Annotated in this window: 12 protein-coding genes; 2 read left to right on the top strand and 10 right to left on the bottom strand. The window is 71.2% G+C overall.

From position 1 onward, the window contains the following. Positions 1 to 24: 24 nt before the first annotated feature. From VTA80_RS11475 to VTA80_RS11435, 9 genes are all read right to left on the bottom strand, one after another. Positions 25 to 1,128, bottom strand: coding sequence for a sugar kinase (locus tag VTA80_RS11475; protein WP_407345755.1), 1,104 nt, complete (start codon positions 1,126 to 1,128; stop codon positions 25 to 27). A gap of 8 nt (positions 1,129 to 1,136) precedes the next feature. Then, complete coding sequence (gene eda / locus VTA80_RS11470; RefSeq protein ID WP_407341243.1) at positions 1,137 to 1,781, bottom strand: bifunctional 4-hydroxy-2-oxoglutarate aldolase/2-dehydro-3-deoxy-phosphogluconate aldolase; 645 nt, start codon at positions 1,779 to 1,781, stop codon at positions 1,137 to 1,139. A 145-nt stretch (positions 1,782 to 1,926) separates the two neighbouring features. Continuing rightward, entirely contained in the window at positions 1,927 to 2,682 is a 756-nt protein-coding gene (locus VTA80_RS11465; protein ID WP_407341242.1) for an SDR family oxidoreductase, read from the bottom strand. After that, on the bottom strand, positions 2,679 to 3,734 hold the full coding sequence (locus tag VTA80_RS11460) for a zinc-binding dehydrogenase (protein ID WP_407341240.1): 1,056 nt from the start codon (positions 3,732 to 3,734) through the stop codon (positions 2,679 to 2,681). Before VTA80_RS11460 ends, VTA80_RS11465 begins: the two co-directional genes overlap by 4 nt. Next, complete coding sequence (locus VTA80_RS11455) at positions 3,731 to 4,765, bottom strand: C-terminal binding protein (protein WP_407345635.1); 1,035 nt, start codon at positions 4,763 to 4,765, stop codon at positions 3,731 to 3,733. The genes VTA80_RS11460 and VTA80_RS11455 overlap by 4 nt, the downstream gene beginning before the upstream one ends. Beyond that, complete coding sequence (locus VTA80_RS11450; RefSeq protein WP_407345634.1) at positions 4,762 to 5,559, bottom strand: SDR family oxidoreductase; 798 nt, start codon at positions 5,557 to 5,559, stop codon at positions 4,762 to 4,764. Before VTA80_RS11450 ends, VTA80_RS11455 begins: the two co-directional genes overlap by 4 nt. 101 nt (positions 5,560 to 5,660) lie before the next feature. After that, the gene (locus VTA80_RS11445) at positions 5,661 to 6,455 is read right to left on the bottom strand and encodes an IclR family transcriptional regulator (RefSeq protein ID WP_407345633.1); all 795 of its coding nucleotides are present in this window, start codon (positions 6,453 to 6,455) and stop codon (positions 5,661 to 5,663) included. 33 nt (positions 6,456 to 6,488) lie between these two features. Next, positions 6,489 to 7,328 (bottom strand): 5-dehydro-4-deoxy-D-glucuronate isomerase, encoded by an 840-nt coding sequence (kduI, locus tag VTA80_RS11440; RefSeq protein WP_407345632.1) that lies wholly within the window; start codon positions 7,326 to 7,328, stop codon positions 6,489 to 6,491. Between the two features lie 122 nt (positions 7,329 to 7,450). After that, positions 7,451 to 8,746: an MFS transporter gene (locus VTA80_RS11435; RefSeq protein ID WP_407345631.1), complete on the bottom strand. Its 1,296-nt coding sequence runs from the start codon at positions 8,744 to 8,746 to the stop codon at positions 7,451 to 7,453. Positions 8,747 to 9,147: 401 nt separating this feature from the next. Here VTA80_RS11435 and VTA80_RS11430 point away from each other — a divergent pair, with 401 nt between their 5' ends. Both VTA80_RS11430 and nhaA read left to right on the top strand, forming a co-directional pair. Further along, positions 9,148 to 10,188 carry a DUF4862 family protein gene (locus VTA80_RS11430; RefSeq protein WP_407345629.1) on the top strand — a complete coding sequence of 347 codons (1,041 nt, stop codon included), beginning with the start codon at positions 9,148 to 9,150 and terminating at the stop codon, positions 10,186 to 10,188. Between the two features lie 95 nt (positions 10,189 to 10,283). Further along, positions 10,284 to 11,537: a Na+/H+ antiporter NhaA gene (nhaA, locus tag VTA80_RS11425; RefSeq protein WP_407345628.1), complete on the top strand. Its 1,254-nt coding sequence runs from the start codon at positions 10,284 to 10,286 to the stop codon at positions 11,535 to 11,537. A 118-nt stretch (positions 11,538 to 11,655) separates the two neighbouring features. Here nhaA and VTA80_RS11420 read toward each other — a convergent pair whose 3' ends face one another. Then, entirely contained in the window at positions 11,656 to 12,708 is a 1,053-nt protein-coding gene (locus VTA80_RS11420; protein WP_407345627.1) for an aldo/keto reductase, read from the bottom strand. Positions 12,709 to 12,769: the final 61 nt, after the last annotated feature.

The raw sequence follows: 12,769 nt of genomic DNA, 5'->3' as shown, positions 1-12,769 counted from the left end.
ACCGTGGCCGGGCGAGGACATTCGCTACCGGTCGACGCGTGCGCCGCCGCCGGCCGCGAGCTTGAGGACCTCGGCCTTCGTCGCCATCGTCGTGTCGCCCGGGGTGGTCATCGCCAGCGCCCCGTGCGCAGCGCCGTACTCGACCGCGGTCGCCAGACTCTGGCCGTCGAGCAGGCCGTAGATCAGACCGGATGCGAACGAGTCGCCCCCGCCCACGCGGTCCATGATCTCCAGCCGCTCCCGGTGGGTCGCCTGCACGACGCCGGTTGCCGGTGACCAGGCGATCGCGCCCCAGTCGTTGACCGAGGCCGACCGCACGGTGCGCATCGTGGTGGCGATGGCGCGGAAGTTCGGGTACGCCGCCGCGGCCGTGGCGATCATGGCGGCGAACTTGTCGACCTGCAGCTCCGTGAGGTTCTCGTCGGCGCCCTCGACCTCGAACCCCAGGGACGCGGTGAAGTCCTCCTCGTTGCCGATCATCACGTCGATGAACGGCGCGATCGCGCGGTTGACCTCCTGCGCCTTGGCCTGGCCACCGATCGCCTTCCACAGGGACGGGCGGTAGTTCAGGTCGTAGGACACCACCGTGCCGTACTTCTTCGCCGCGGTGACGGCCTCGATCACGGTGTCCGCGGCGGACTGCGACAGGGCCGCGAAGATGCCCCCCGTGTGCAGCCACCGCACGCCGAGCTCGCCGAACAGGTGGTCCCAGTCCACGTCGCCCGGCGTGAGCTGCGAGACGGCGGTGTGGCCGCGGTCGGAGACGCCGACCGCCCCGCGCACCCCGAAGCCGCGCTCGGTGAAGTTCAGCCCGTTGCGCACCGCCCGGCCGATCCCGTCGTAGGTCGCCCACGAGATGAACGAGGTGTCCACGCCGCCGGCAAGGATCAGGTCCTCCACCAGCCGGCCGATCTCGTTGTCAGCGAGCGCGGTCACGACGGCGGTACGCAGTCCGAAGGCTCGCCGCAGGCCGCGGGCCACGTTGTACTCCCCGCCGCCCTCCCAGGCCCGGAACGACCGCGCAGTGCGGATGCGCCCCTCCCCGGGGTCGAGCCGCAGCATCACCTCGCCCAGGGACACCGCGTCGTAGCGGCACTCGGCAGCGGGCCGAATCACCAGGTCGTTCATCGACGCGGTCACGAGCGCACGGTTGCGGTCAGGGACGCGGCGAGGGCGACCGCCTCGGACGTCAGCGCGCTGATGCCGGCGAAGTCGCCCGCCTTGACGAGGTCACGGGGGCACATCCAGGAGCCGCCGACGGCGACCACGGCGGGCAGGGCGAGGTAGTCGGCGAGGTTCTTCGGGCCGACGCCGCCGGTCGGGACGAAACCGACTCCGCCGAACGGCGCCGACAGGGCCTTGATCGCCGGCGCACCACCCGAGGTGCCGGCGGGGAAGAACTTCACCGTCGTCAGGCCGAGCTCGAGCGCTGCGGTGACCTCGGATGCCGTGATCGCGCCCGGCAGGGCAAGCACGCCGAGCTCGGCGCACCGCTCGACGACCGCGCGGGACAACCCGGGCGAGACGATGTACTGCGCCCCGGCGGCCACCGCTTGGTCGACCTGGGCCACGGTGAGGATCGTGCCGGCACCCACGAGGATGTCGCCGCGCGCGGCCATCGCGCGGATCGAGTCCTGCGCGGCGGCGGTGCGGAAGGTGACCTCGGCGACCGGCAGGCCGCCGGCGACCAGCGCGCCGGCCAGCGCATCGGCATCGGCGGCGTCGTCGAGCACGACGACGGGCACGAGGCGGGCGGCACTCAGGGCTGACAGGACGTCCATCGGAGGATCCAATCCAGGAGGGGGAAACGGGTGGGAGCCGCCGTGCAGGCGACCGGCGATCGGGCAGAGCTGTGGCCAGGAGCCGGCGGTCAAGCTCGGCCCGGGAGAGGTCTCAGTGGGGAGGTGGGGGTGGGCTAGGGGCGCATCAGCGGGCCATCCAGCCGCCGTCGACGGCGAGGATCTGGCCGTGCACGTACCGCGCGGCGTCCGAGGCGAGGAAGACCGCGACGTTGCCGATGTCGTCGGGCTGGCCCCACCGGCCGGCGGGGATGCGGGCCGACAGGGCGGCGAGGCGATCCGGGTCGGCGAGCAGGGCGGCGTTCATCTCGGTGGCCATGTACCCCGGGGCGATCGCGTTGACGTTCACGCCGTGGCTCGACCACTCGTTGCACAGCGCCTTGGTCAGCTGCGCGACGGCGCCCTTGCTCGCGGCGTACGCCGGCACGGTCAGGCCACCCTGGAACGAGAGCAGCGAGGCGAGGTTGACGATCTTGCCGTCGCCGCGCTCGAGCATCGGCCGGCCGAACAGCTGGCAGAGCTGGAAGACCGCGCGCAGGTTGACGTCCAGGACCGCGTCCCACGCCGCCAGCGGGAAGTCGACCGCCGGGTGCCGGTCCTGCGTGCCGGCGTTGTTCACCAGGATGTCGACGCGGTGGTCAGCCAGCACGACGGCGGCCGTGGCCGCGATCGCGTCGGCGTCGGCCAGGTCCAGCGCCACGAAGTGCACGGACCGGCCGAGCGCCGCGGCGCGGTCGGTCAGCTCCGCCGGCACGCCCGAGCGACCGAGCACGACGACGTCCGCGCCCGCCTCGAGCAGCGCCGTCGAGATACCCAGGCCCAGGCCTCGGCCGCCGCCGGTCACCGCGGCGGTCCTGCCGGTGAGATCGAAGGGGGTGCTCATGCGTCGGCCTTTCCTGCCAGGGGGGTGACCAGGACCTTGAGGCAGTCCTGGCCGGAGGTCGCCGCGTCGAACGCCGCGGCCACGTCGTCGAGCGCGAAGGCCTTGGTCGGGAACCGCTCCAGGCCCAGCTCGCCGCCGGCGATCAGCTCGATCGCGCGGGTCATGTTCGCCGAGGTGTACACGCGCACCCCGACGACCGTCTGCTCCTTGAAGCACACCGACTGCAGGTCGATCGCCGTGGGCTGCTTGTAGACGCCGACGACGACGATCCGCCCCCGCACCCGCGTGGTCGCGGCCAGCTCGGCGGCGACCGACGGGTGCGCGGCGGAGTCGAACGTGGTGTCCGCGCCCTCGCCGTCGGTCAGGGGGGCGAGCGTGGCGGCCATGGTCGAGTCGGGGGCGACCACGGTGAACCCGAGCCCGGCGGCGACCTCGCGGCGCCAACCGCTCGGCTCGGTGATCACGACGGCGCTCGCCCCCGCGTGCCGGGCGACCAGCGCGGTGAGCACGCCGATCGGGCCGGCGCCGTAGACCGCGACGACGTCACCGATCTGCATGCCGGACAGCTCGACCGCGTGCACGGCGACGGCCAACGGCTCGGCCAGGGTCGCGGTGCGCGGCGAGACGCCGTCGGGCACGGCGTGCAGGACCTCGGGCGGCAGGGCGACGAGCTGGGCCATGCCGCCGGGGGCGTCGATGCCGTACAGCCCGAGGCTGCGGCACACGTGCGCGAGCCCGCTGCGGCACGAGCGGCACTCACCGCAGCTGATCAGCGGCTCGACGACGACCAGGGTCCCGGCCGCCGGACCGGTCGCACCCGCGCGCTCGACCCAGCCGGACATCTCGTGCCCGAGGACGAGCCCGGGGGTGGCGCGCGGGTGCTTGCCGTGCAGGATCGCCAGGTCCGTGCCGCAGATCCCGTTGTAGGCGATCTTGACCAGGGCCCAGCCGGCGGGCACCTCGGGGACGGGCAGGTCGGCGACCTCGACCTCGTCGGTCGCGGTCCAGCGCACTGCCTGCATGGTGCTCAGCGCTGCGGTCGTGGTGCTCATCTGTCTGCTCCTACCGTCACGAAGGGGGCGCACGCTCGGTTGCGTCCGGGGGCCCCGAGGACCTCGGGGTTGACGATGTTGCGCGGCGTGCGCCCGGCGCAGACCTCGACCACGTTGGCGACCGTCCGACGCTTGAGCTCGTCGTAGGACTCCTCCGTGTACCAGGCCAGGTGCGGGGTGAGCACGACCGAGTCGAAGGTGGTCAACGGGTCGCCGGCCGACAGCGGCTCGGACTCGTGCACGTCGATCGCCGCACCGAGGATCGAGCCGGTGCGCAGCGCCTCGACCAGCGCGGCGCCGTCGATCACGCCGCCGCGGCTGGTGTTGACCAGGATCGCGTCGGTGCGCATCCGCGCCAGCTGCTCGGCGCCGATCATCCCCCGGGTGACCTCGGTCAGCGGGGTGTGCAGCGAGACGACCTGCGCGCGCTCGAGGAGCTCGTCCAGGGACACCGAAGCGAACCCGTGGAACGTCGCCGCGCCGGGCTCGGCGGCGGTGTCGTACCCGATGACCTCGTAGCCCAGGCCGGCGGCCTTGCGCGCGGTCGCCGTCCCGATCAGGCCGAGGCCGACGACGCCGAACACGCGGCCGCGCGTCTGGAAGAGCGGACGGACCGCCGCGAGGTCGAACGACCCCGCGCGGAGCCCACGGTCGAGCCGCGGGATCCCCCGCGCGGCGGCGAGTGCCATGCCGATCGCGTGGTCCGAGACGGACTCGGTGCCGTAGTCGGGCACGTTGCACACCGCGATGCCGCGGGCGGTCGCGGCGGCGATGTCGACCGAGTCGACGCCCACGCCGTACCGCCCGATGGCACGCAGCCGCGGCAGCGCGTCCATGATCTCGGCCGTGATCGGCGCGTACTGCACCAGGATCGCGTCGGCGTCGGCGGCGTTCGCCACCAGGTCCGCCGCCGTGAACGACTGCGTCAGCACCAGCTCGGCACCGGCCGGGTCCGTCACGAGCCGCTCGGCCGCGAACGAGTCGTGATCGCACTCCGTGATGACGATCCGCATCGTCGCGGCGACGGTCATCGCGCGAGCCAGCCGCCGTCGACCGGAAGGATGATGCCGTGGATGTAGTCCGCGGCGTGCGAGCACAGGAACAGCACGGCGCCGGCGACGTCGGACGCCTCGGACCAACGACCGGCCGGGATGCGCTCGAGGATCGCCTGGCTGCGGGCCGCGTCCGCCCGCAGGTCCTTGGTGTTGGCCGTGGCGACGTACCCGGGGGCGACCGCGTTGACGTTCACACCGAGGGGCGCCCACTCGTTGGCGAGCGCCTTGGTCAGGCCGGCGACGGCCGACTTCGAGGACGTGTAGCCGGGCACGTTGACGCCGCCCTGGAAGCTGAGCAGCGAGGCGGTGTTGACGATCTTGCCGTGGCCGCGGGTCATCATCGAGCGGCCGACCTCGCGGGAGAGCACGAAGGTCGAGCGCAGGTTGACGTCCATGACGTAGTCGAAGTCCGCGTCGGTGTGCTGCGCGGCCGGCTCCCGGCGGATGGTGCCGCCGTTGTTGATGAGGATGTCGACCCCGCGCCCGGCGAGGTCCTCGGCGAGCTCGGTGACCTGCTCGCGCACCGAGAAGTCGGTGCACAGCGGGGTGAACTTGCGCCCCAGGCCCTCGACCACGGTGCGAGCGGCGCTGTCGCCGTCGGGCATGTCGTAGCTGACCCCGATGATGTCGGCGCCGGCGCGGGCCAGGCACTCGGCGATGGCGAGGCCGATCCCCTGGCTGGCGCCGGTGACGACGGCGAGCTGGCCCTCGAGGCTGAACAGGCTCTCGAGGTAGCCGGCGGGGGTGGCGAGGGTGTCCGGGACGGTCATGGTGGTGCTCCTTGGTCGGTGGCGTTCGAGCGAAAGTGCGCATGGCAAAGCTGAACGGGAAGCTGGTACGTGTCGTAAGTCGCCGCGGCGCGGCGGGTCGATCAAGCCAGGTAGCCGAGGGCCGCCGAGATCTTCTGGGCTGTCGCGACCGCCATCGGGGCCATCGCCTCGATCTGCTCGTAGGTGTGCTCCAGGAGGAGCGTGGAGATGCTGACGCCGTACTTCACCGTGCCGGTGAGGTCGCGGATCGGGGCTGCCACGCACGCGAGGCCGGGCACGTTCTCCTCGCGGTCGAGCGCGTAGCCGAGGCGCCGCACGTCGGCGATCTCGGTGTGCAGCCCGTCGGGCGTCGTGATCGTGTGCGGGGTCCGGGCCGGCAGCCCGGCCCGAGCGACGAAACGGTCCAGCTCGTCGTCCGTGTAGTCGGCGAGGACGACCTTGCCGATCCCGGTGGAGTGCAGCGGAACCGACAACCCCACCCGGGAGGGCATGAGGTACGGCTTGTCGGAGTCGGCCCGGATCAGGTAGACGATCTCGTCGCCGTTCACGGCGCCGAGGTGGATGGTGCAGTGGGACTGGCCCACGAGCTGCTCGACGAAAGGCTTCGCGATCGCGGAGATGTCGATGCGGAGCAGGGCACGGCCGGCGAGCGACAGGATCTTCGGGCCCGGGAGGTAGCTGCCGTCACGGTCGACGGTGACGAACCGGCGGTCCACGAGCGTGCTGAGGATCCGGTGCGTCGTCGCCTTGGCCAGCCCGGTGGCCTCCACGACCTCGGTGAACCGCGAGTGGGTGAGCGCCGCCTCCAGCACGAGCAGCGTCTTCTCACTCGCGCTCGCGCCCGACGCGCGCGACGCAGCCACGCCCGTACCCGTCACGACTGTCTCCGTGCTCACTGTGTTCTCCCCGGTCGTCCTGCTCTGTACCTGTCAGCGCATGTCCGCGATGGCAAAGCCGTCCATGTCGTCGAATGACTGATTCTCCCCGGCCATGGCCCACACGAACGAATATGACGCAGATCCCACGCCGGAGTGCACGGACCAGCTCGGCGAGATGACCGCCTCGCGGTTGCCGACGACGAGGTGCCGAGTCTCGGACGGCTGCCCGAGGAGGTGCACGACGCGGGCGTCGTCGGGCAGGTCGAAGTACAGGTAGCACTCGGTCCGGCGGTCGTGCGTGTGTGCCGGCATGGTGTTCCACATGCTGCCCGGGTGGAGCTGCGTGACGCCCATGACGACCTGGCAGCTGCGCACGCCGTTCTCGTGGATGTACTGGTTGAGCGTGCGGCGGTTCGAGGTGAGCGCATCTCCGAGCTCGCGCACGGTGCCCTGACCGGCCTCGACGAGCGTGGTCGGGTAGGCGGTGTGCGCGGGCGCCGAGATCACGTAGAAGCGGGCGGGACCCTGCTCCCCTGTCACGTCGGTGGAGGCCAGCGTGACGACGCGCGCACCGCGCCCGATGTAGAGGCACGACCCGTGGGTCAGGGTGAAAGAGACGCCGTCCACGGTGATCGTGCCCGGCCCGCCGACGTTGACGATGCCGGCCTCGCGGTGCTCGAAGAAGTAGTCGCTGCGGATCTCAGGAAAACCGAGCAGCTCGAGCGTGGTGGTGATCGGGCTGATGCCGGCGAGCACGATGCGGTCGTGGTGCGTGTAGAGCGCTGTGACCTCGTCGTCGACGAACAGGTCCTGGACCAGGTAGCGCTCGCGGAGTTCCGCGGTGTCCATCCCGGGGACGTGCTCCGGGCTCGTGGCGTAACGCTGTTCCATGGCAATCCTCGTGTTCGTCGATGCGGGTGATGCACTGCGGTCGTGACCTGCGGGTGGGGAACCGGCCGGATGGAATCGAAGGGAACCTTCCACCCGGCCGGAACAGCGGTGGTGTCGAGTGGTTACGCGTCCTCTTCCAGGAGCAGGTCGCGGTCGACCGTCTCCGGCGCGAACAGCGTCGTGCCAAAGGTGATCGCCATGATCACCATCATGTAGATGGCGACCGGCCACCACGATCCGGTGGCCCACTGCACGAGCGCGGAGCAGATGAGCGGGGCCAGGCCGCCACCGAAGACGGAGGAGAACTCGCGCCCGAGGGCGACGCCTGCGTAGCGGTAGCGGGACCCGAACAGCTCCGGGAAGTACGCGGCCTGCACGCCGACCGTGCCCTGCGAGGCGACCATGAACCCGATCACGATGACGATGCAGATGATCACCAGGTTGCCGGTGGTCATGAGCAGGAACGCGGGTGCCGCGAACAGGAAGAGGAACCCGGTGGTGAACAGGTACATGCGGCGGCGACCGAACTTGTCGCTCATGATGCCGAAGCCCACGGCGGAGACGCAGGCGCACAGTGCGCCGATGAGCAGGAACTTCGGGATCCACGTGGGGTCGACGTGGATCTCGTTGATCAGGTACGCGCCGGCGAAGACCTGGAAGATGTACGAGTGCGCGTTGGCGCCGACGTTCATGAAGAAGATCCGGGCCAGGTGCTTCTTGCCGTGCTTCCAGACGTCCGCGACGGGCGACTTCTCCTTCTCGATGACGCCCTCGACCTTGAGCTCCTCGAAGACCGGCGACTCCTTCACCTTGCGCCGGATGAGCCACGCGGCGAACGTGACGAAGATCGAGCTGAAGAACACCAGGCGCCAGCCGTAGGAGAGCAGCGCCTCGTCGGACATGCGCTGGACGAGGATCCAGACGACGGCGGCTGCCGCCGCTCCGGCCGCGGCGCCCACGAACACGAGCGAGGCGTAGCGGCCGCGCTGGCCGTTCGGCGCCGTCTCGGTGAGCAGGACGATCCCGCTCGCTTGTTCGGCGCCGGCACCGAAGCCCTGGAGGAACCTCACCATGAGCAGCAGGACGGGTGCCCAGAGCCCGACGGCGGCGTAGCTCGGCAGCAGGCCGACCGCGAACGTCGCGGTCCCCATCAAGAACAGGGTGGCGACCATGACGAACTTGCGACCGAGGCGGTCGCCGTACTTCGAGAAGAACAGGCCGCCCAGCGGGCGTGCGCCGAAGCCGACGAAGAGCGTGCCGAACGACGCGATGGTGCCGACGGTCGGGTCGAGGTTGGGGAAGAAGATCTTGCCGAAGATGATGGCCGACGCCGTGCCGTAGATCGTGAAGTCGAAGTTCTCCAGCGCGGTGCCGATCCCACCCGCCCAGGCGGCCCGTCGAAGGTTCTTGCGGTCCACGGGCGGAAGCACTGAATCCGGCGACGGGCTCGGAGCGATCACGCTCTCAGTCACAGTGCACCGTTTCCATGGACGCTCGCGCTGCTCTGGCCGCCGTCGGCCACGCGTCGAGCGGTCGTCGCGAGCGCCGAGGCGCCCGTTTTCGCAAAGATCGAAACAACCTTGTTTCGCCTCAATTGAAACTCCTTAGTCGGCCCACACGTGAGCTGGCGTGCCGCGGGTGTTCCTCGGAGGAGGCCCGGGCCGTTCGCGTAGCCGTTGCCGCCCGGGACACCTACGTCCCGGCCCGGCCGACGACCACGTTAGTCTGCTGTACGGAACTCAGTTCCGGTACGCGGAACAAACTAGCACTGGATTCGGTGATGTCAACCGGGTCTGAAGTCCTACGGAAGGCAGCTGCCATGACCACGAACGCAGATCTCCTGCTCGGCGCGTATGCCCTGGAGCCCGCCGCACCGGGCGCGGCGGAGGCGTTCTACGCGGGCGTCGCCGCGCTCGGCGTGGGCGGCCTCGAGCTGCCTCTGCCGCTCGAGGGGGCTGCCTGCTTGACCCCGGCCTGGGCCGTGCGAAACCTGCAGCCGGACTGGGATCTGCTCGTGACCTGCATCCCGACCGTGATGGGACGCCTCACGACGGAGCCCGGGTACGGGCTCGCCTCCAGCGACGAGGCGGGTCGCGCGCGCGCCCTGGCCGACGTCGGTCGGGCACGCGACCTCGCGCTGCGGCTGGCCGACGTTCATGGCCGACGGCGGGTCGTCGGCATCCAGGTGCACACCGCCCCGGGGCCGGTCGGCGGCTCGAGGGACGCGCTCGCACGATCGTTGGACGAGCTCCTCACCTGGGAACTCGCCGGTGCGGAGCTGCTGATCGAGCACTGCGACGCGCTCGTGGCAGGCCAGGTGGCGGCCAAGGGCTTCCTCACCCTCGAGGACGAGATCGCCGCGGTGCGATCCACGGGCGCACCGGCCGACCGGCTCGGGTTGAGCATCAACTGGGGCCGCTCTGCGATCGAGGGCCGCAGCGCGAGGACCGCCGTCGGGCACGTGCAGACGGCTGCCGCGGCGGCGATGCTGCGCGCGGTGGTGTTGTCGGGGGCGGCCTCGACGTCGACGCCATGGGGAGCGGCCTGGGTCGACGCGCACATCCCGCCGCGCGGGGACGACGTCGCGCTCGAGGCGTCGTCCGAGTCGCTGCTGGGGCCGGGCCAGCTCGCCGAGACCCTCAGGGCAGCGGCGGGCTCACGGCTCGCCGTCAAGGTGTCGGTGCGACCGCGAGACGCCGACGTCCCCACCCGCCTGGCGGTCGCCGCCGCCGCCCTGGACGCGGTCTGCGGTGCCGCTCCCGCGAGTTCCGTCGAGTTCGCTGGTACGCGCCGAGTTCGCCGGTCTGCTTCAGCGACCTCGGTCCGTACCAGCGAACTCACGACTCACACCCGGGTCTGAGACCTCGAGCCCCCGGCAAACCCTGGGTTAGCGTTCGGCGCAGCGGGCCACACACCGGCGCCTCACGCTCCCCGCACACGAACTGGGGAACGCGCATGAGCAACCGACCGACCACGCTGTACAGCCGCCTGACCCCGGGCGGCGAGCGCAACTTCGCCGACGATCTGCGCGCCGAGAACACCGGCGCGATCTTGCTGCTGCTCGGCGCCGTCGTCGCGCTGGTCTGGGTGAACTCGCCGTGGAGCGCGGGCTACCTGGCGCTCGGCGACGTCGTCGTCGGACCGTCGGCGCTGCACCTCGACCTGCCGATCGCGCAGTGGGCCACCGACGGGCTGCTGGCGATCTTCTTCTTCGTCGTCGGCCTGGAGCTCAAGCGCGAGATGGTCGACGGCCAGCTGCGGCGGCCCTCGACGGCGATCGTGCCGATCCTCGCGGCGGTCGGCGGGATGGCCGCCCCGGCGGCGATCTACGCGGTGATCAACGCGACGTCCGCGGGCGGTGTGATGGATGGCTGGGCCGTGCCGGTGGCCACCGACATCGCGTTCGCCGTGGCGGTGCTGACCGTGTTCGGCAAGCGCCTGCCCACCGCGCTGCGCGCGTTCCTGCTCACGCTCGCGGTCGTCGACGACCTGCTCGGCATCGTGGTGATCGCGATCTTCTACGCCGACGGGCTGCAGTTCGCCTGGCTCGGGGCGTCGTTCGCGACCATCGCGGTGTTCGCGTTCCTGGTCCGCCGGCGCGGCATGACGGCGTGGATCTTGGTGCCGCTCGCGCTGGCCGCGTGGGGGTTCATGCACGCGTCCGGGGTGCACGCCACGATCGCCGGCGTGATCCTCGGCTTCACCGTGCCCGCGCTGGCCCGCGGCGACGAGAGCACGAGCCTCGCCGAGCACCTCGAGCACCTGTGGCGCCCGGTCTCAGCCGGGCTCGCGGTGCCGGTGTTCGCGCTGTTCGCCGCCGGAGTGTCACTCAGCCCCGAGGACCTGGCGAGCACCGCCGGCGACCCGGCCGCGCAGGGCGTCGCGCTCGGGCTCGTCCTGGGCAAGCCGATCGGGATCCTCATCGCCACGTTCCTGCTGGTCAAGCTCACCGGGGCGAACCTCGACCCGTCGGTGCGCTGGCCGGACCTCGCGGCCGTGGCCGTGGTCGCGGGCGTCGGGTTCACCGTCTCGCTGCTGATCGGCGAGCTCTCGTTCGACGCGAGCTCCCCGCACAGCGCACACGTCAAAGCCGCAGTCCTGATCGGCTCGCTCACGTCGGCCGCCCTGGGCGGGGCGCTGCTCACCTGGCGCACCCGCGTCCAGACCCGCACCCAGCCCACCCCGGAGCTGGATTCCCTCCCGGCGTGAACCCACCCCGAACTGCGGCTCGCGAACTCGGAGGTTTGCCTCGAACTAGGACACCCCAGTGTGCGAGTTCGAGGCAAACCTCCGAGTTCGGCGGGGGGTGGTCCAGCGGGGGGTTGGGTTAGCGGGTGCCGTCTATCGCGTGGGGGTTGATTGCCGTGAGTTCCGCCTCAGTCAGTCGGGGGGCCTTCAGGGCGGCCACGTTGTCTTCCAGCTGGGCGACGCTGCTGGCGCCGATGATGGCCGAGGTCACGCGGTCGTCGCGCAGCACCCAGGTGAGCGCCAGCTGCGCGAGGGACTGGCCGCGGCCGGCCGCGATCTCGTTCAGGGCCCGGGCCCGCGTCAGGTAGGTCTCGTTGATGCGCTCGGCCGTGAGGAAGTGCCCGACGGCGGCCCGCGAGCCCGCCGGGATGTCGCCGCGCAGGTACTTGCCGGTCAGCAGCCCCTGCGAGAGCGGGGAGAACACGATCATCCCGATCCCGAGGTCGCCGACCACCTCGAGCTGGCTCTCGCCGACGGTGCCCGCCGGCGCGTCCGGGGCGACCTGCGGCAGCTCGACATGCCGGTTGAACATCGAGTAGGACGGCTGGTGGATCAGCAGCGGCGTGCCGAGCTCGCCGAGCACGCGCGCGGCCTCGCGCGTCTGCGCCGGGGAGTAGTTCGAGATGCCGGCGTACAGCGCCTTGCCCTGCTGGACGGCGGTGTGCAGCGCCCCCATCGTCTCCTCGATCGGCACGGACGCGTCCGGGCGGTGGGAGTAGAAGATGTCGACGTAGTCGGTGCCGATGCGCTTCAGCGACTTGTCGAGCGACGCGAGCAGGTACTTGCGCGACCCCCCGTCGCCGTACGGGCCCGGCCACATGTCATACCCGGCCTTCGAGCTGATCACGAGCTCGTCGCGGTACGGGCGCAGGTCGGCGGCGAGGTGCCGGCCGAAGTTCGCCTCGGCCGACCCGTAGGGCGGGCCGTAGTTGTTCGCCAGGTCGAAGTGGGTGATGCCGAGGTCGAACGCGCGGCGGATGACGGCGCGCTGGGTCTCGAAGGGCGTGGAGTCACCGAAGTTGTGCCACATCCCGAGCGAGAGCCGAGGCAGGTTCAGGCCGCTGCGCCCCGCGGGTCGGTAGGTCATCGACTCGTACCGGTCGTCGGCGGGCAGGTAGGCGGACGTCGACATCGGGGGTCCTCTTCATCGGGGGTGCGGAGCGCAACAACCGTACCGAACCCGAACGGGTGTG

This window comes from Pengzhenrongella phosphoraccumulans (assembly GCF_045689905.1).
GTDB classification, from domain to species: domain Bacteria; phylum Actinomycetota; class Actinomycetes; order Actinomycetales; family Cellulomonadaceae; genus Pengzhenrongella; species Pengzhenrongella phosphoraccumulans.
Note: the sequence above shows the minus strand (reverse complement) of the source record. Positions and strands in the feature narration are given on the sequence as shown.

What these genes read in the sequence shown, in the direction of transcription:
- VTA80_RS11475 (WP_407345755.1), bottom strand. Translation starts at nt 1,128, where the DNA reads ATGAACGACCTGGTGATTCGGCCCGCTGCCGAGTGCCGCTACGACGCG.
- eda (WP_407341243.1), bottom strand. Translation starts at nt 1,781, where the DNA reads ATGGACGTCCTGTCAGCCCTGAGTGCCGCCCGCCTCGTGCCCGTCGTC.
- VTA80_RS11465 (WP_407341242.1), bottom strand. Translation starts at nt 2,682, where the DNA reads ATGAGCACCCCCTTCGATCTCACCGGCAGGACCGCCGCGGTGACCGGC.
- VTA80_RS11460 (WP_407341240.1), bottom strand. Translation starts at nt 3,734, where the DNA reads ATGAGCACCACGACCGCAGCGCTGAGCACCATGCAGGCAGTGCGCTGG.
- VTA80_RS11455 (WP_407345635.1), bottom strand. Translation starts at nt 4,765, where the DNA reads ATGACCGTCGCCGCGACGATGCGGATCGTCATCACGGAGTGCGATCAC.
- VTA80_RS11450 (WP_407345634.1), bottom strand. Translation starts at nt 5,559, where the DNA reads ATGACCGTCCCGGACACCCTCGCCACCCCCGCCGGCTACCTCGAGAGC.
- kduI (WP_407345632.1), bottom strand. Translation starts at nt 7,328, where the DNA reads ATGGAACAGCGTTACGCCACGAGCCCGGAGCACGTCCCCGGGATGGAC.
- VTA80_RS11430 (WP_407345629.1), top strand. Translation starts at nt 9,148, where the DNA reads ATGACCACGAACGCAGATCTCCTGCTCGGCGCGTATGCCCTGGAGCCC.
- nhaA (WP_407345628.1), top strand. Translation starts at nt 10,284, where the DNA reads ATGAGCAACCGACCGACCACGCTGTACAGCCGCCTGACCCCGGGCGGC.
- VTA80_RS11420 (WP_407345627.1), bottom strand. Translation starts at nt 12,708, where the DNA reads ATGTCGACGTCCGCCTACCTGCCCGCCGACGACCGGTACGAGTCGATG.